Here is a 17,036-nt window from a genome sequence, read left to right as displayed (position 1 = left end):
GACGAGACCCCATGGCCACTCCCAGCGCTAGCTCTTATAACGCCGACGCCATCGAAGTCCTCTCGGGCCTCGACCCGGTGCGCAAACGCCCCGGCATGTACACCGACACCAGTCGGCCGAACCACCTTGCCCAGGAAGTCATCGACAACAGCGTCGACGAAGCCTTGGCCGGGCACGCCAAGTCGGTACAAGTCATCCTTCACGCCGACCATTCCCTGGAAGTGTCCGACGACGGTCGTGGCATGCCGGTGGACATTCACCCGGAAGAGGGTGTGTCGGGCGTCGAGCTGATCCTCACCAAGCTGCACGCCGGCGGCAAGTTCTCCAACAAGAACTACCAGTTCTCCGGTGGCTTGCACGGTGTGGGTATTTCCGTGGTCAACGCCCTGTCGAACCACGTACGGGTCAAGGTCAAGCGCGACGGCAACGAGTATCAGATGACTTTCGCCGATGGCTACAAGGCCACCGACCTGGAAGTGATCGGCACCGTCGGCAAGCGCAACACCGGCACCAGCGTGTACTTCGCGCCGGACCCGAAATACTTCGATTCACCCAAATTCTCCATCAGCCGCCTCAAGCATGTGCTCAAGGCCAAGGCTGTTCTGTGCCCGGGCCTGCTGGTCAGCTTTGAAGACAAAGGCACCGGCGAAAAGGTCGAGTGGCATTACGAAGACGGCCTGCGGTCCTACCTGGAAGACTCTGTCAGCGAATTCGAGCGCCTGCCGAACGAGCCGTTCTGCGGCAGCCTGGCGGGTAATAAAGAAGCCGTGGACTGGGCCTTGTTGTGGCTGCCGGAAGGTGGCGACAGCGTCCAGGAAAGCTACGTCAACCTGATCCCGACGGCCCAGGGCGGTACCCACGTCAACGGTTTGCGCCAGGGCTTGCTGGATGCCATGCGCGAATTCTGCGAATACCGCAGCCTGCTGCCGCGCGGCGTGAAGCTGGCGCCGGAAGACGTCTGGGAGCGGATCGCGTTCGTCCTGTCGATGAAAATGCAGGAGCCGCAATTCTCCGGCCAGACCAAGGAGCGCCTGTCGTCCCGTGAGGCAGCGGCGTTTGTCTCCGGTGTGGTCAAGGACGCTTTCAGCCTGTGGCTCAACGAACACCCTGAATTGGGCCTGGCCCTGGCGGAGCTGGCGATCAACAACGCCGGCCGTCGCCTGAAGGCCAGCAAGAAAGTCGAACGCAAGCGCATTACCCAGGGGCCGGCACTGCCGGGCAAGCTGGCGGACTGCGCCGGGCAAGACCCGATGCGCTCCGAGCTGTTCCTGGTGGAAGGTGATTCTGCCGGCGGTTCCGCCAAGCAAGCGCGGGACAAGGAATTCCAGGCGATCCTGCCCCTGCGCGGCAAGATCCTAAACACCTGGGAAGTCGATGGCAGTGAAGTGCTGGCCAGCCAGGAAGTGCACAACATTGCCGTGGCCATCGGTGTCGACCCGGGCGCGGCGGACATGAGTCAGCTGCGCTACGGCAAGATCTGCATCCTCGCCGACGCCGACTCCGACGGCTTGCACATTGCGACCTTGCTGTGCGCGCTGTTCGTCCAGCACTTCCGCCCGTTGGTGGATGCGGGTCACGTCTACGTCGCCATGCCGCCGCTGTACCGCATCGACCTGGGCAAAGAGATTTTCTACGCCCTGGACGAAGCCGAGCGCGATGGCATTCTCGACCGCCTGGTGGCCGAGAAGAAACGCGGCAAGCCGCAGGTCACCCGATTCAAGGGCCTGGGTGAGATGAACCCGCCGCAGCTGCGGGAAACCACCATGGACCCGAACACTCGGCGCCTGGTGCAGTTGACCCTGGAAGATTTCGCCGCCACCTCGGAAATGATGGACATGTTGCTGGCGAAGAAACGCGCGCCGGATCGCAAGAACTGGCTGGAGTCCAAGGGCAACCTGGCCGAGGTTCTGGGCTGATGCGCAGCAGTTTCGCCCTGGCGATTCTGTTGTTGAGCGGGTTGGCGACCACCTCGGTGGTCGCGGCGCCCGTGGCTGAGCTGAAGCTGTTGGCGGAACACCCGGTGGAAGGCATGCGCGGCGGTAACCTGTCGGGCCTGGCCTTATGCGGTAGCGAATTGTGGACAGTCTCCGATCGCGATGACGACCAGATCTACCGGCTCGATACCGCCGGTGACGTCTGGAAAGCAGAGACATACGGGATTGATGTGCCGCCGGTGCCGGCGTCGGGTTTGCCCTTTGGCCTGCGCTCACGCACCAAGGCGGCTTCGTTGATTCGCGGTGGTGATCTGGATTTTGAAGGCATCAGCTGCGATGCGGCGGGTAACCGTTACATTGTCAGCGAAGCCCACGCGGCGGTTCTCAGGGTGCCTTTCTCCTCAGAACACGGTGAAACGGAGTGGCTGAAGATCGCCCCGGGCATGGTTCGCGAAGCTCGGGCCAGTGGCATGTTGCTGCACTTCAACGCGCTGTTTGAAGGCATCGTGGTGAACCCGGAAGGCAATCAAATCTGGCTCGCAGCAGAGCGTGAGCGGCGCGGGTTGATCTCCATCAAGCGCCCGCAAACCCTCTGGGATTGTGACGGCCCTTGTGTATTGCTGAGCGAGGCCGGCCAGGAGATGCAGCCGGCGCAGTTTCCGGGCGCCAAGGCGGTGTCCAAGGACTTTGCCGACCTGGCGCTGTTCAATGGCAAGCTGTTTACCCTGGAGCGCAATGCGTTTCAGGTGTGTCGCCGGGATGCGGTCACGGCCCAGGTGGAGTTGTGCTGGTCGTTTGCCGATGAAGCGCTGACGCCGAATCGGCGTTATGCCCAGGCCTATGGATTGGCCGAAGCCTTGGTGGTGGACGCTGACGGTGCCTGGATCGGCATCGACAATAACTTCGGTGCCCGCGCCGATGGCGAAAAGCGGCCGGTGGTCTATCGTTTCGCCGCCCCTGCGGGTGGCTGGAGCGCCAAGCCATGAGTGCGCAACCACCCGGCAAGCGCGCCGGGCGTGTGTTGATGTTCGTCGCGTGGGGCGCCGGCCTGTTTTTGGCGACACGATTTTTTGGGCAGTGGGAAGCGCGACAGGAAAACCCCAATGCCGTGGTGACCTCGGAGCAGCACGAGGGTTATATCGAAGTAAAACTGCTGGGCAACGGCCAAGGGCATTTTGTCGCCACTGGCCAGATCAACGGCAAGCCGGTGCAGTTCATGCTCGACACCGGGGCCACCGACGTGGCGGTTCCGGCTGAATTGGCCGACCGTCTCGGGCTTGAACGCGGCATGCCGGTTGGCGTGAGTACGGCCAACGGGCGAACCCAGGGCTTTCGGACCGAGTTGGGCCGCCTGCAACTGGGCGATATCGTCCTTCGGGACGTGCGCGCCATCGTGGTACCGGGTTTGGGCGATGAACAGGTATTGCTGGGCATGAGTGCATTGAAACAACTTGAATTTACCCAGCGCAGCGGCACTTTGCTGCTGCGCCAGACCAAACAATGATGAGGCCCGCATGAGTGACATCCTTGCAGACAGCTTAGATGGCGTTGAACGCCGGTCGCTGGCTGACTTCACCGAAAATGCCTACCTCAACTACTCCATGTACGTGATCATGGACCGTGCCTTGCCGCATATCGGCGACGGCCTGAAGCCCGTACAGCGGCGCATTATCTATGCGATGAGTGAGTTGGGCCTGGACGCTGACTCCAAGCACAAGAAGTCGGCGCGTACCGTCGGTGACGTGCTCGGTAAATTCCACCCTCACGGCGACTCGGCGTGCTACGAAGCCATGGTGCTGATGGCCCAGCCGTTCAGCTACCGCTACACGCTGGTGGACGGCCAGGGTAACTGGGGTGCGCCGGATGATCCGAAGTCCTTCGCCGCCATGCGTTACACCGAAGCGCGTCTGTCGCGATATTCGGAAGTGCTGCTCAGCGAACTGGGCCAGGGCACGGCCAACTGGGGCCCGAACTTTGACGGCACCCTCGACGAGCCGCTGGTGTTGCCGGCACGTTTGCCGAATATCCTGCTCAATGGCACCACGGGTATCGCCGTGGGCATGGCCACTGACGTACCGCCCCACAACCTGCGGGAAGTGGCCAGCGCCTGCGTGCGCCTGCTGGATGAGCCGAAGGCTACGGTCGAACAGCTCTGCGAGCATATCCAGGGCCCGGATTACCCGACCGAAGCAGAAATCATCACGCCTCGCGCCGACCTGCTGAAAATCTACCAGACCGGTAAAGGCTCGGTGCGCATGCGCGCCGTGTACCACATCGAAGACGGCGACATCATCGTCACCGCGCTGCCGCATCAGGTATCCGGGGCCAAGGTGCTGGAGCAGATTGCCGCGCTGATGCAGGCCAAGCCGTCGAAGCTGCCGCAAGTCGCCGACCTGCGTGACGAGTCCGACCACGAAAACCCGTGCCGCATCGTGATCATCCCGACCAACAGCCGGGTCGACCATGAAGTGCTGATGCAGCATCTGTTCGCCAGCACCGAGCTGGAGTCCAGCTATCGGGTCAACATCAACATCATTGGCCTGGACGGCAAGCCGCAGTTGAAGAACCTGCGGGCTTTGCTGGTGGAATGGCTGGAATTCCGGGTGCAGACCGTGCGTCGCCGCCTGCAATTCCGCCTGGACAAGGTCGAACGCCGCCTGCACCTGTTGGACGGCTTGCTGATCGCTTACCTCAACCTGGATGAAGTGATCCATATCATCCGTACCGCCGAGCACCCGAAGGCCGAGCTGATCGCGCGCTTCGAACTCAGCGAAATCCAGGCCGACTACATCCTCGACACCCGTCTGCGTCAGTTGGCGCGACTGGAAGAGATGAAGCTGCGGGACGAACAGGACGCGCTGCTCAAGGAACAAGCCAAGCTCCAGGCCCTGCTGGGCAGCGAGGCCAAGCTGAAGAAGCTGGTGCGCACCGAGCTGATCAAGGACGCCGAAACCTATGGCGACGACCGCCGCTCGCCGATTGTCGAACGCGCCGAAGCCAAGGCCCTGACCGAAACCGAGTTGCTGCCCAACGAGAAAATTACCGTCGTTCTGTCGGAAAAGGGTTGGGTTCGCTCAGCCAAAGGGCATGATATTGACGCCACCGGCCTGTCTTACAAGGCTGGCGACGGTTTCAAAACCGCGGCGGCGGGGCGTTCCAACCAGTTTGCGGTGTTTATCGACTCCACCGGTCGCAGTTATTCGGTGCCGGCGCACACGTTGCCATCGGCGCGGGGGCAGGGCGAACCGTTGACCGGGCGCCTGACACCGCCACCGGGTGCGAATTTTGAATGCGTGCTGCTGCCGGACGATGATTCGCTGTACGTCATCGCCTCCGATGCGGGCTATGGGTTCGTGGTCAAGGGTGAAGACCTGCAGGCCAAGAACAAGGCGGGCAAGGCGTTGTTGAGCCTGCCGAACAACGCCAAGGTGATCCTGCCGCGTCCGGTGGAAGACCGTGAAGGCAACTGGCTGGCGTCGGTGACGACCGAAGGGCGCCTGCTGGTGTTCAAGATCAGCGATTTGCCGCAGTTGGGCAAAGGCAAGGGCAACAAGATCATTGGTATTCCCGGGGAGCGGGTGGCCAGTCGCGAAGAGTACGTGACCGACATCGCCGTGATCCCGGAAGGCTCGACCCTGGTGTTGCAGGCCGGCAAGCGCACGTTGTCACTGCGCCCTGACGACCTCGAGCACTACAAGGGTGAGCGGGGTCGTCGTGGCAATAAACTGCCGCGCGGCTTCCAGCGAGTGGACGCTTTACTGGTGGAAACGCCCGTTTAAGGCGATATAGAGCGCCCGATCTACGATTTAACCCGTAGATCGACGCTTTCGCGCTGGAGTCATGGCGCATATTCACGGATGATATGGCCTTTCCAGCGCCGGCGTGGCTGAGCGCGTACAGGTTATTTTTGAGTATTACATTGTGGTTCGCCTTGTGGCAGCCACCTGGATGGGATGATGACTGCTCCGCGCCTTCCTTTATTTTTGTTGCTCGCTGGCCTTTTGGGCCTGGCGGGTTGCAGCACACACCAACCGGTGTCGCTGTATCAGCTGGACAGTGGAAGTCCGGCTCAGCCTGCACAAAGTGCCGGCATGGCTGTATTGCTTGGCCCTGTTGTAGTGGCCGACTATCTGCAACGTGAAACCCTGCTGCAACGTCAGAACGACGGCAGCCTGCAAGGTTCCACCGATGGCCGCTGGGCCGGTAGCCTTTCGTCCGACATCAATCAGTTGATGTTGCGCCAGGTGGCTGGCCACCTGGACAGCCAGCGTGTGGTATTGGCGCCGGCGCCGTTGGGTTTTGCCCCGGACGTACAGGTGCTGCTGACCATTACGCGACTGGACTCGGGCGTTTCGCAGCCCGCTATCCTCGACGCGCAATGGCGCTTGATCGACCGTCGTGGCCAGGTGCGGGATAACCGCATCGTGCACTTGCAGGAAGAGCACAGCGGCAGCACCGCGTCCCAGGTCCAGGCCCAGGGTGTGTTGCTGCAACGTTTGGCTGACCAGCTGTCGGTGGCCCTCAAGCCATTGGCCAATCAGCCAGCGGTGGCAGAAGCGCCACGCAAACAGGCCCCGGCGCAGCCCAAGGCTGCGGCACCAGAGAAGCCGAAGATGCCGATGGCCGTGCCGATTCGCACCGATATGGAAGTGTTCAGGTTCTGACCTGAATACAGACCAACAAAAAGGCCCGCTGATGAGCGGGCCTTTTGTTTGTGCGGGATTTGAGCGGTACGCAGATCTAATGTGGGAGCGGGCTTGCTCGCGAAGGCGGCGGATCAGTCGATACATAGGCTGACTGACAGGCCGCTTTCGCGAGCAAGCCCGCTCCCACATTGATTTGCGTTGTTCTTTAGTTCTTCGCCCGCGTCTCATGCATCCGCGCCAGCTGGCGCTCAAGCATCGACGGGTAAGGCTCCATCAACCGCTCCACACAGCACGCACCTTCAGGGCTGGCAATCGGGCGGATCCGCGCACGCTGGCGAATCAGCACGTCGTCACTGATCTTGCGTTCCACCAGCAGCAGGTTGCGGCTGTGTTGCGACAAGGCCAGCGCATCCTGGGCAATCTCGGTCAGGAGCAGATCGATCTGGCTCATGCCATACAGATCGTCGCCCACCGTCAAGCCCAATTGCAGTTGCAGGGTGATGCCGCTGTCGGCCACTTCGATTTGCAGCGCATGGCCCAGGGCCCGCAGCAGTTCACCGCAGCAGATGGCGTTGGTCAGGTAGTCTTCGCCGCTGTCTTCGCTGTGGAACAGCATCAAGGTGCTGCCGTCGTTCAGGGTGTGCAGTTCGCTCTGATACAGCGAGGCCGCCTGGTCGAGGCAGTCACGATAACGTTCCAGCAGCTCGGTCAGGCGTGCCCGCGGCAAGCGACGCAGTTGATCCTGTGCGCCCAGTTGCACGGCCAATACGGCGCTGTGCTGGGGCTGGGTGCTGCGCACCGGAGCAGGCTGCATAGCAGGAGCGGTTGGCACTGAAGTATCGCGAAGATCGGCGAACGGGTCTTCTTCGTCCAGTTCGTCTTCTTCTGCCTTGATCACATGACGGGTCGCCGGCTTTTGGGCCGCTACCGGCGCAGACTCGTCGAAGCTCGGGTCCCGCAGGTTGCGCACTTCAAACTCGGGCTCGTCGTCTTCGTAGTCGGTGTCGTCGAACTCGGGCTCGGGTTCAACCTCGGGCACTACGGGCTCCGGCGCGAAGCTGGTGTGCAGTTGGCGGGCGAGGTCGCCGATTTCGTCCTGGCGGTCGGTGGCCGGGGTGTGTTCATCGATATCCCGCAGCCAGATGCGCAGTTGCATCAGTGGCGTGGAGATATGCCGGCCCAGGCGCAGGCTCAAGGCCAGGGACAGTGCCAGCAGGATCGCACTCAAGATACCCATGCTTTGCAGGCTGATGGTCATCGGCTGCTGGAACTGTTGCATGTCCAGGCTGATGCGCAGTTGGCCGGCCTTCACGTCCTGAAACGTGATATTGCTCTGGTACAGGCCTTCGGCTTCACCCAGCAGGCCGTTTTTCGGGCGTTGCCCGGCTTCGGCCATGATCCGGTTGTCCACGCTATAGATAGCGGCGTGGGCCACCAGCGGGTTCTTGGTCAGGTTGTTGAGCAGCACGTTGAGGCTGAGGATGTCGTTGGACACCAACAACTCAGTCGCCGAGGTGGCGGTCTGGGTGGTCAGGCTCTCGCCCAAAGCGTCGGCTTGCTCGTGCATGGCCTGCTTGAACTGCAAACCCATCACGCAGGCGTAGATGACCAGGGCCAGGGCGACCAGGATCACGTTATGGCTGGCGATGCGTAATGCGATCGGTACACGGCGGTGGCGCAGTGCCCGGAAGATCAGCAGGAAGAAGTTATCGGTTTTTACTGGCGTGGGCCGGTTCACTTAAGCTCGGCTCTTTAGTCCGTGAAGTTGACGCGCAGTATAGCGACAGGCCCAAGACCGGCAAAGCGCTGGCTGTGCCCGATGGTCACTGAAAGTGGGTAGAATGCGGTTTTTTTCCAGCTCGGGGGTGCGCTTTGCGCGAAATTGTCCTGATTAACATCACAGGTGAGGACCGTCCGGGTCTCACCGCAGCCATTACCGGTGTTCTGGCCCAGGGTGGTGTGAACATTCTCGACATCGGCCAGGCAGTGATTCACGACACGCTGTCGTTCGGCATCCTGGTGGAAATTCCCAGCACCGAGCAAGCCTCGTCCGTGCTCAAGGACATCCTGTTTACGGCGTATAAGCTCGATCAGCAGGTGCGTTTCACCCCGGTGTCCGAAGAGCATTACCAGAGCTGGGTGGCCGGCCAGGGCAAAAAACGCCACATCGTGACCCTGTTGACCCGCAAGGTGACGGCCGAGCAATTGCAGCGTGTCAGTTCGATCACGGCTCAGTACGGTTTGAATATCGACCACATTGACCGTCTGTCGGGTCGTATGCCGTTGGACACGCCGGCGGACAAGGGCAAGGGCTGCATTGAGTTCTCCGTACGCGGTGAGCCGGCAGATCCTCAGGCCCTGCGTGCCGAATTCCTGAGCGTTGCCCAGGAGCTGAATGTCGATATCGCCTTCCAGGAAGACTCGCTGTTCCGCCGCAATCGCCGCCTGGCGGTGTTCGACATGGACTCGACGCTGATCGAAGCCGAAGTCATCGACGAATTGGCCAAGGCTGCCGGTGTAGGTGAGCAAGTCTCGGAAATCACCGAGCGTGCCATGGCCGGTGAGCTGGATTTCCGTGCCAGCTTCAAGGAGCGCCTGGCGCTGCTCAAGGGCCTGGATGTGAGCGTACTGGACTCCATCGGCGCCTCGCTGCGCCTGACCGAAGGCGCCGAAACCCTGTTCGCCGAACTCAAGCGCCTGGGCTACAAGACCGCGATCCTGTCGGGCGGTTTCACTTACTTCGCCAAGCAATTGCAGGCCAAGCTGGGTATCGACTATGTGTTCGCCAACGAGCTGGAAGTGGTAGACGGCAAGGTGACGGGCGTGGCCGTGGAGCCGATTGTCGACGCACAGCGTAAGGCTGACCTGTTGCGGGAATTGGCACACAAGGAAGGGTTGCGTCTGGAGCAGACCATTGCGGTCGGCGACGGGGCAAATGACTTGCCGATGCTGGCGATTGCCGGGTTGGGTGTGGCGTTCCGGGCCAAGCCGCTGGTCAAGCAATCGGCCAAGCAGGCGATTTCGACTTTAGGGCTGGATGGCGTGTTGTACCTGTTGGGCTTTCGCGACCGCGACGGTCAACTGTAAACGACACAAAGCTTAAGGTCTGAACCGGATCAATGTGGGAGTCGGGCTTGCCCGCGATGCAGGCGCCTCGTTCTTTCAGAGGGACCGCGCCGATGCTATCGCAGGCAAGCCAGCTCCCACATTTTGATCTTCAATCGCCTTGAGTCAGGCTTTCGGCAAACCCATGCCCTGGCCCATCTGCACCGGCGTCCCCGCCTGCAGTGCTTCCGACCATTGAACCTGGTCCGGCCCAAACAGCACGATTGCCGTCGAACCCAGCTTGAAGCGCCCCAGTTCCGCACCTTTTTCCAGGTGGATCGGCCCACGGGCAGCTTCGTCATAACGGAAGGTTTTCAGCTCGCGTTTTGGCGGCGTTACCAAGCCTGCCCAAACCGTTTCAATCGACGCCACGATCATCGCGCCAACCAGCACCACGGCCATCGGGCCGCGTTCGGTGTCGAAGATGCAGGCAACACGCTCGTTACGCGCAAACAGTTCCGGCACATTTTCGGCCGTGGTCTGGTTCACCGAGAAGATTCGGCCAGGGATATAAACCATTTCCCGCAGGGTGCCGGCCAATGGCATATGCACCCGGTGGTAGTCCTTCGGCGACAGGTAAACAGTGGCGAAATCGCCGCCCATGAACGGCGCAGCCACCGCCGCATCGCCGCCCAGCAATTCCAGCACGCTGAAGCTGTGGCCCTTGGCCTGGAACACCCGGCCATGTTCAATCGGGCCCAACTGGCTGACCGCGCCATCGGCCGGGCTCAACACCGCGCCTGGGGTCTGATCCAGCGGGCGTGCACCGTCTTTCAGTGCGCGGGTGAAGAAGGCGTTGAAGTGCTCGTAAGCGGTCACGTCTTCAACCAGGGCCTGGGACATGTCCACTTGATAACGCTTGGCAAACCAGCTGGTGAACGCATTCTTGAACCAGCGCACGCGGCATTCGGCAATGCAACCGGCCAGACGCGACAGCAGGTGGTGGGGCAGCAAGTACTGGCTGAGGATGAACAACTGCTTTTTCATTAACTGTCCTTAAACCTTAAATCTCAACGGGGGTGTCGGGGTGGTTGCCCCATTCGCCCCAGGAACCGGCATAACCTTTGACTCGCGGATAACCGAGCGCCTTGGCCACCAGGTAGGTGAAGCCAGAACGATGGTGAGTCTGGCAGTGGGTGATGATTTCTTTGTCGCGGGTCAGCCCGAGGTCTTCGAGGATCTGCGGCATGTCGCGGCGGATGCGCAGTTGGCGTGCCTTGTCCATGCCGGCGGTCCATTCGAAGTTCACCGCGCCCGGGATGTGTCCACCCTTGGCCGCGAGGACTTTCTCGCCGGAGTATTCCAGCGGGCCACGGGCGTCCCAGATGCCGAGGTCGGCAGCGCCGAGACGGCTTTGCAGGTATTCGCGGGTGGCGGTGGGTTCTTCATGCAACGTCAGGCTGACCGGGCCGCCGGCGCTGGCCGGTACCTCGGTGGACACTGGGTGTTTTTCTTCCAGCCACGCCAGCAGGCCGCCGTCGAGGTAGTGGTACTTCTTGTGGCCGATGACGTCGAGCATCCAGATGAATCGCCCGGCCCAGCCACCGCCTTCGTCGTCATACACCACGTAAGTGGCATCCGGGGTGTGGCCCAGTTCGCCGAACAGCTTTTCAAGATCGGCCTTGCCCGGCAGCAGGCCCGGCGCTGGTGGCTGGCCCAGTTGAGTGCGTTTTGGATCAACGAAACGTGCGCCGGGGATATGCCCTTCGGCGTAACGCGCAGCGCTGGTGAGGTCCACCAGGATCAGGTGTTCGGCATCGAGGCGACCGAGCAGGTCACTGGCCTCGATGACCAGCGGCAAGCCAGAGAAGTCAGGCATGTGAGGTCTCCTGGGCATAAAAATTGGGCGCTAAGGGAGGGCGATTGTAGCGCAAGCGTCAGGCACTGCGGTTGGTAAAGCTGTGCAGGGCCTTTTCGATGCATTGGGCGGTTTTGCCGAAGGCCTGCACGGTGGTTTCCGAGAACGGCCCGCCGCCCTGGTCGGCCACCATCAGCATCACCACCCGGCCATTGCAACTCAGGGAGCGCAGCAGCAGGTGTTCGCCCTTGAACAGGCGGCGCAGTTCCGGCGGCAGCAGTGCCGAGAACTGGGCGTGGTTGTCGGGGTTGAGGCGCACCTGGGCGGACTTGGCCAGCAGGCGTTGCAGCAGGGTGCTTTGCGCCACGTCGAGGCTCATGTGGTCGGCGTCCTTCGGCAGGCCGTCGACTTGATGCACACGTAGCGTGCTCAAGGTTTTGTCCGCCATCAGCAGCATCACCCGTTGCATGCCGCAGGCCACGAGGGCTTCCTTGGCGCAGGTGGTCAGGTGCATGGCATTGGCAAAGCGGCTCGGCTCTACGAGCAATTCGGTGCAGCGCTTGCGCCAGATCGCCAGGGACTCGGCGGTGGGCGGGGGGGCCGGCAGCAAACCGTGGTGAACGCGCTGCACATCCCATGGCCAGATCAACGACAGCGCCGGGTGCCACAGGTCGCGCATCAGGGTGCTGCGGGCGCTGATCGCCGCGTGTTGGTGGGACTGTTGCTGCACTTCGGCCAACGGTTGTTGAAGGTAAAGCGCAGTGAGGTATTGCCAGCGCTGGGTGTGCGGGCAGGTCCAGGACTCCTGCGCCGCCAGCGCCAGGCCGTTGGCCAACAGCACAGTGTTGGCCGGCTGGTTCAGCCAGCGGCGCAGGTTCGGGTCGGCATCCAGCAACTGCTGTTGGCGCAACGGCTCGTCTTCACGGGCAATGCTCAGCGCCTTGACCAGCAAGCGTTGTTCCGTCAGCAGTAACGTATAACCCTGGGATACCCAGATCGGCAGGCGCCAGGTGTTGGTCAACCCGAGGCACAGGTCCAGCAGGCGTACGCCGAACAGCTCCTGTTCGACTGTGCGGGCCGATTCACCCTTGTGGATCACCCGCAGCTCCCATTCTTCCAGCAGCTTGGGATAGGCAATCGCCATCGGCCACAGCGGCGAAAGGAACAGCAGGCTGCCCCAGTGAATGTCTTGCCATAATCGCGCCAGGCGGCTGGCGAACAGGCCGCTGGCTTGTTGCGACGCGTGCTGGCTGATCATCTGCAGCTGGCGCAGGGCCACGGGGATTTCATTCAGCGGCACGGAAGGCAGGCGCCGCAGCAGCTCCTCGGTGCGCTTGAGGCCGAGGCGATTGATCGCCACTTCGAGATTTTCTGCCGGCTCCGCGAGGCTGCCGTGGGCCTGGTTGTTGGCCTCGCGCATCACGCTCAGCACCAGCGCCGGGCTGTTCTGCATCAGCTCTGCAATATCCCGCAACGAACTGCGGTTGTCGCCGATGGCCTTGCAAACCCGGTCGTGGCTCGCCTGTGGAACAGGCAACAGCACATCGTCCAGGCGCTTTATCCAAGCGGCGAGGGTGGCGGGTTTTTGAGTTGGGACTGTCGTTTCATTTGCCATGATTGGGGCGCGATCATCACTTGCGGTCAACACGCCCGGGACGGGCCGAACTGGTTTTTCGCCATAACGGGCTATAGTCTGGCGCAGATTTGCCGATAAGTAGAACAAGAGTTTTCAACTCTTGCGAATATGACCCTGAACCCGACGGCGCAAGTACTCATCCCCTATGGCTAAAATTATCGGCATCATCGTCGTCATCGCGAGCGTGCTCGGCGGATACGTCCTTTCCCACGGCAAGATTGCGGCGCTGATCCAGCCTTTCGAAGTGCTGATTATCGGCGGTGCGGCGTTCGGCGCATTCCTGCAGGCCAACCCCGGCTACATGACGATGCACGTGATCAAGAAGTCGCTGGGCATGTTCAGCTCGCGCTTCTCCCACACCTTCTACCTGGAAGTGCTGGGGCTGATCTACGAGATCCTCAACAAGAGCCGCCGCGAAGGCATGATGGCCATCGAAGGCGACATCGAGGACGCCGCGGCGAGCCCGATTTTCGCCAAGTACCCGGCCGTGCTCAAAGACGAGCGCATGACCGCCTACATCTGTGATTACCTGCGCATCATGTCGTCCGGCAACATGGCGCCCCATGAGCTGGAAGGCCTGTTCGACATGGAACTGTTCAGCCTCAAGGAAGAGCTCGAGCACCCATCCCACGCCGTGACCGGCATCGCCGACGGCATGCCCGGTTTCGGTATTGTTGCCGCGGTGCTTGGGATCGTGGTGACCATGGCCTCCCTCGGTGAAGGCGACCAGAAAGCCATCGGCATGCACGTAGGTGCGGCACTGGTAGGTACCTTCTTCGGTATTCTCGCGGCCTACGGTTTCTTCGGCCCGCTGGCCACGTCCCTGGCCCACGATGCCAAGGAAGAAGTGAATCTGTACGAAGCCATCAAGGCCTGCCTGGTGGCTTCGGCTTCCGGCATGCCGCCATCGTTGGCAGTGGAGTTCGGGCGCAAGGTTCTGTATCCGAAGCACCGTCCAAGCTTCGCTGAGCTGGAACAAGCGGTTCGCGGTCGCTAAGCCATGGAAAACAACCAGCCGATCATCATCAAGCGCGTCAAGCGCTTCGCTGCGGGGCACCATGGCGGCGCCTGGAAAATCGCCTTCGCCGACTTTGCGACGGCGATGATGGCGTTCTTCCTGGTGCTGTGGCTGATGTCCACTGCCACGCCGGAACAGAAGATCGCCATCGCCGGGTACTTCAAGGACCCCATCGGTTTCTCCGAGAGCGGCACGCCTTTTGTGATCGACCTCGGTGGTTCGCCGCAACTGGCGCCAGAGCGCACCATCAACCCGGAAATCAAGACCGACTCACCCCAGGAAAAGATCCCGATCGAGCGCGACACCGTCGAGAGCATGGCCGAACAGGTCGAGCAGGAACGCCTGGAATTGCTGCTGCAGGAACTGCAAACCAAGGTTGAGGAAAACCCGCAACTGCTGAAGTTCAAGGACCAGATTTCCTTCGAGATCACCCCGGATGGCTTGCGCATCCAGATCACGGACGCCGCCAACCGGCCGATGTTCGATTCCGGCAGTGCACGCTTGAAGCCGTACTTTGAAGACATCCTGCTGGCCATGGCCGACACCATCAAGGCGGTGCCGAACAAGATCAGCATCAGCGGCCACACCGACGCCAAGCCGTATGCAGGCCAGGGCGACTTCGGCAACTGGGAGCTCTCGGCCAACCGGGCCAATGCCGCGCGTCGTGCACTGGTGGCCGGCAGCTATCCGGACCCGCAAGTGGCACGGGTGGTGGGGTTTGCTTCCTCGCAGCTGTTTGATCCCAAGGATCCGTTCAATCCGATCAACCGACGCATCGATATCGTCGTGCTGACCAAAAAGGCCCAGCGTGCAATTGAAGGTGACCCGCCTGCGACGCCACCGGTACCGACCCAGGGTGAAGGCGCGCCGGGCGAAGTGCCGGCAGACCCGAACGCACTGCCGCCGGAGCAGGAGCCGTTGCCGGCCCATGAGCTGCGGCAGAAGCTGAACCTGTTTGATGACGGCGGGATGAAAGACCCGACTCTGCCCGCCACGGGTTCATGAGGCCGTCAGACTCAATCGGTTGCTTCGACGATTAAAAAAGCCCCGGGTTCTCGGGGCTTTTTTCTGTCGGTTGTATCAGAGCGGGAGGTAGGCCTTCACACCGTCAATCACGCCTCGCATATCTTCCGCGCCCAAGCGCGGCACGAAATACTCTCGCCCAGTGGTCCTGGTCTTTCTGTGCAGTTTGTCCAGTCGTTCGAAACTGACCGTGTAGATCATGTCGCATTTCACCCACAGCGCTTTATAGCCATCGGTATGCAGCGGATTGGTTCGCAATAAATGGTGCCAGTCGTGCTGGATGTCAGGCGCTGTGGAGGAAATCGGGACCACTGTGCACAGTTTTCGGCTGTGGGTGACAGTCGGCGAGATCACAACGACTTTGCGGATCTTCAGCATTTCGGGCGCTACAAAGCCCCGAGTGAAGTCGCACAGAAGAACATCGCCTTGTTTGGGATGGTAGTAGAGAGGCAATCGTTGATTCCCCGGAAAAAGCAAAGCCGCCCGAAGGCGGCTTCATTCGACACGCAGTGGAGCTTGCTTCGCCCCTTCTGCGCCGCTGGATCAACCCCGAAAAGGATCCAGACTCCTGCCAGCTTGCGCTGGTGACGGAGCGAGTATGAGCATTGGGAAAATCGAATTCAAGCTGGCTTGCGTCATGGGCCGCCCAGTTGCAGCGGATTCTTGATGGCTGACTCGATTTAATCAATGGGGTCGGGGGTTTCGTGCCGTGCCTTATGTGTATCAAGGCATGGCACGGCACCGGTTTGCTGCTTAGTAACTGGTCTCGGGCAAGCTGGCGATGATCGAGCGATAGCTGTTCATTCGCTGCTGCTGCACGCGGCCGTCTTCCAGTGCCTTGAGCAGGGCGCAACCCGGCTCGCGGTCATGTTTGCAGTCACGGAAGCGGCAGGTGCCGATCAAGTCGTTGAACTCGATAAAGCCCGCTTCAACATCGGCACGGCTCACATGGCCCAGGCCGAATTCACGGATGCCGGGGGAGTCGATCAGCTCGCCGCCGCCCGGAAAGTGGAACAATCGCGCGGTGGTGGTGGTGTGGGTGCCCTGGCCGGACAGCTCCGACAGCGGGCCAACACGGGTTTCGACTTCCGGCAACAGGCTGTTGACCAGGGACGACTTGCCCACGCCCGACTGGCCGACGAACACGCTGATGCGCCCGTCCAGTTCAGTCTGTAACTGTTCCATGCCATTGCCGTGATGCGCCGAGACTTCCAGCACCGGGTAGCCGAGGGTGCGGTACACCGCCAGCAGCGCGTTGAGCGCCGGGGCGTTCTGTTCGTCGATCAGGTCGAATTTGTTCAGCAGCAACAGCGGGCGAATGCCGGCGTGTTCGGCGGCTACCAGGTAGCGGTCGATCAGGTTGGCATGGGGTTCGGGCAGTGGCGCGAAGACAATGACGATCATGTCGACGTTGGCCGCTACCGGCTTGAGCTGGCCACGGCTGTCGGGGCGACGCAGTTCGGTGGTACGTGGCAGTTGGGCGACGATGACGCCGATGCCCTGGTTGCCGGCACGCCATACCACCTTGTCGCCGGTCACCAGCGCAGGCAGGTTGGCGCGCAGGTGGCAACGGAACACCTGGCCGGCGTGATCGCCTTCGGTGGCCTCGACTTCGACCTGCACACCGAAGTGCGCGATCACCAGGCCCGTTTGCTCGGGGCCCAGGTCGCCGCCCTCAAGCGCTTCCACGGCGGAGGATTCACGTTTGGCGGCGCGGGCAGCGCGTTCGCCCTGAATCTTTTCGATGCGCCAGTTTTGGCGACGGTTGAGCTGGCGTTTGGCCATTGGTGTTCCGTGTCGATAATGCAAAGGTTAGGTGAAACGGTCGCGAGTCTAGCACGCCCTGCCTGCTAAACTGCGCAGCTACGCCAAGGTG

At 61.5% G+C, this 17,036-nt stretch carries 14 protein-coding genes; 8 read left to right on the top strand and 6 right to left on the bottom strand.

Annotated elements, in window-relative coordinates:
• The first annotated feature begins 11 nt into the window (after positions 1-11).
• From parE to HX786_RS16220, 5 genes are all read left to right on the top strand, one after another.
• Entirely contained in the window at positions 12-1,916 is a 1,905-nt protein-coding gene (gene parE, locus HX786_RS16240) for a DNA topoisomerase IV subunit B (protein WP_003209518.1), read from the top strand.
• Positions 1,916-2,920, top strand: coding sequence for an esterase-like activity of phytase family protein (locus HX786_RS16235; protein WP_178912331.1), 1,005 nt, complete (start codon positions 1,916-1,918; stop codon positions 2,918-2,920). The genes parE and HX786_RS16235 overlap by 1 nt, the downstream gene beginning before the upstream one ends.
• The gene (locus tag HX786_RS16230) at positions 2,917-3,438 is read left to right on the top strand and encodes a TIGR02281 family clan AA aspartic protease (RefSeq protein WP_008439113.1); all 522 of its coding nucleotides are present in this window, start codon (positions 2,917-2,919) and stop codon (positions 3,436-3,438) included. Before HX786_RS16235 ends, HX786_RS16230 begins: the two co-directional genes overlap by 4 nt.
• Before the next feature lie 10 nt (positions 3,439-3,448).
• On the top strand, positions 3,449-5,713 hold the full coding sequence (gene parC / locus HX786_RS16225; protein WP_003217539.1) for a DNA topoisomerase IV subunit A: 2,265 nt from the start codon (positions 3,449-3,451) through the stop codon (positions 5,711-5,713).
• Positions 5,714-5,890: 177 nt separating this feature from the next.
• Positions 5,891-6,598, top strand: coding sequence for a membrane integrity-associated transporter subunit PqiC (locus tag HX786_RS16220; protein ID WP_003217538.1), 708 nt, complete (start codon positions 5,891-5,893; stop codon positions 6,596-6,598).
• A 187-nt stretch (positions 6,599-6,785) separates the two neighbouring features.
• Here the strand turns inward: HX786_RS16220 and HX786_RS16215 are convergent, their stop codons facing one another.
• Positions 6,786-8,318: an AhpA/YtjB family protein gene (locus HX786_RS16215; RefSeq protein WP_177039704.1), complete on the bottom strand. Its 1,533-nt coding sequence runs from the start codon at positions 8,316-8,318 to the stop codon at positions 6,786-6,788.
• A gap of 134 nt (positions 8,319-8,452) precedes the next feature.
• Between HX786_RS16215 and serB the strand changes: the two genes are divergently transcribed.
• Positions 8,453-9,667 (top strand): phosphoserine phosphatase SerB, encoded by a 1,215-nt coding sequence (gene serB / locus HX786_RS16210; RefSeq protein ID WP_178912330.1) that lies wholly within the window; start codon positions 8,453-8,455, stop codon positions 9,665-9,667.
• Between the two features lie 144 nt (positions 9,668-9,811).
• On the opposite strand, the gene asd is transcribed toward serB, so the two are convergent.
• Genes asd through HX786_RS16195 form a run of 3 tightly spaced genes read right to left on the bottom strand, consistent with a single transcriptional unit; the run spans position 9,812 to position 13,098 of the window.
• On the bottom strand, positions 9,812-10,672 hold the full coding sequence (gene asd / locus HX786_RS16205; RefSeq protein ID WP_003217535.1) for an archaetidylserine decarboxylase: 861 nt from the start codon (positions 10,670-10,672) through the stop codon (positions 9,812-9,814).
• 16 nt (positions 10,673-10,688) lie between these two features.
• Entirely contained in the window at positions 10,689-11,504 is an 816-nt protein-coding gene (locus tag HX786_RS16200; protein ID WP_102367974.1) for a rhodanese-like domain-containing protein, read from the bottom strand.
• Positions 11,505-11,562: 58 nt separating this feature from the next.
• Complete coding sequence (locus tag HX786_RS16195; protein ID WP_003217533.1) at positions 11,563-13,098, bottom strand: HDOD domain-containing protein; 1,536 nt, start codon at positions 13,096-13,098, stop codon at positions 11,563-11,565.
• Between the two features lie 166 nt (positions 13,099-13,264).
• On the opposite strand from HX786_RS16195, the gene motA reads away from it, so the two are divergent.
• Entirely contained in the window at positions 13,265-14,116 is an 852-nt protein-coding gene (gene motA / locus HX786_RS16190) for a flagellar motor stator protein MotA (RefSeq protein WP_003217532.1), read from the top strand.
• Between the two features lie 3 nt (positions 14,117-14,119).
• Positions 14,120-15,142, top strand: coding sequence for a flagellar motor protein MotB (gene motB, locus HX786_RS16185; protein WP_102367976.1), 1,023 nt, complete (start codon positions 14,120-14,122; stop codon positions 15,140-15,142).
• 75 nt (positions 15,143-15,217) lie between these two features.
• Here motB and HX786_RS16180 read toward each other — a convergent pair whose 3' ends face one another.
• Together HX786_RS16180 and rsgA are read right to left on the bottom strand one after the other, a co-directional pair.
• Positions 15,218-15,613 carry a type II toxin-antitoxin system PemK/MazF family toxin gene (locus HX786_RS16180; protein WP_102370214.1) on the bottom strand — a complete coding sequence of 132 codons (396 nt, stop codon included), beginning with the start codon at positions 15,611-15,613 and terminating at the stop codon, positions 15,218-15,220.
• A gap of 300 nt (positions 15,614-15,913) precedes the next feature.
• Positions 15,914-16,945 (bottom strand): small ribosomal subunit biogenesis GTPase RsgA, encoded by a 1,032-nt coding sequence (gene rsgA / locus HX786_RS16175; protein WP_003217530.1) that lies wholly within the window; start codon positions 16,943-16,945, stop codon positions 15,914-15,916.
• Positions 16,946-17,036: the final 91 nt, after the last annotated feature.

Origin of the sequence: Pseudomonas sp. 21615526 (assembly GCF_013386245.1) — a bacterium.
GTDB lineage: Bacteria > Pseudomonadota > Gammaproteobacteria > Pseudomonadales > Pseudomonadaceae > Aquipseudomonas.
Note: the sequence above shows the minus strand (reverse complement) of the source record. Positions and strands in the feature narration are given on the sequence as shown.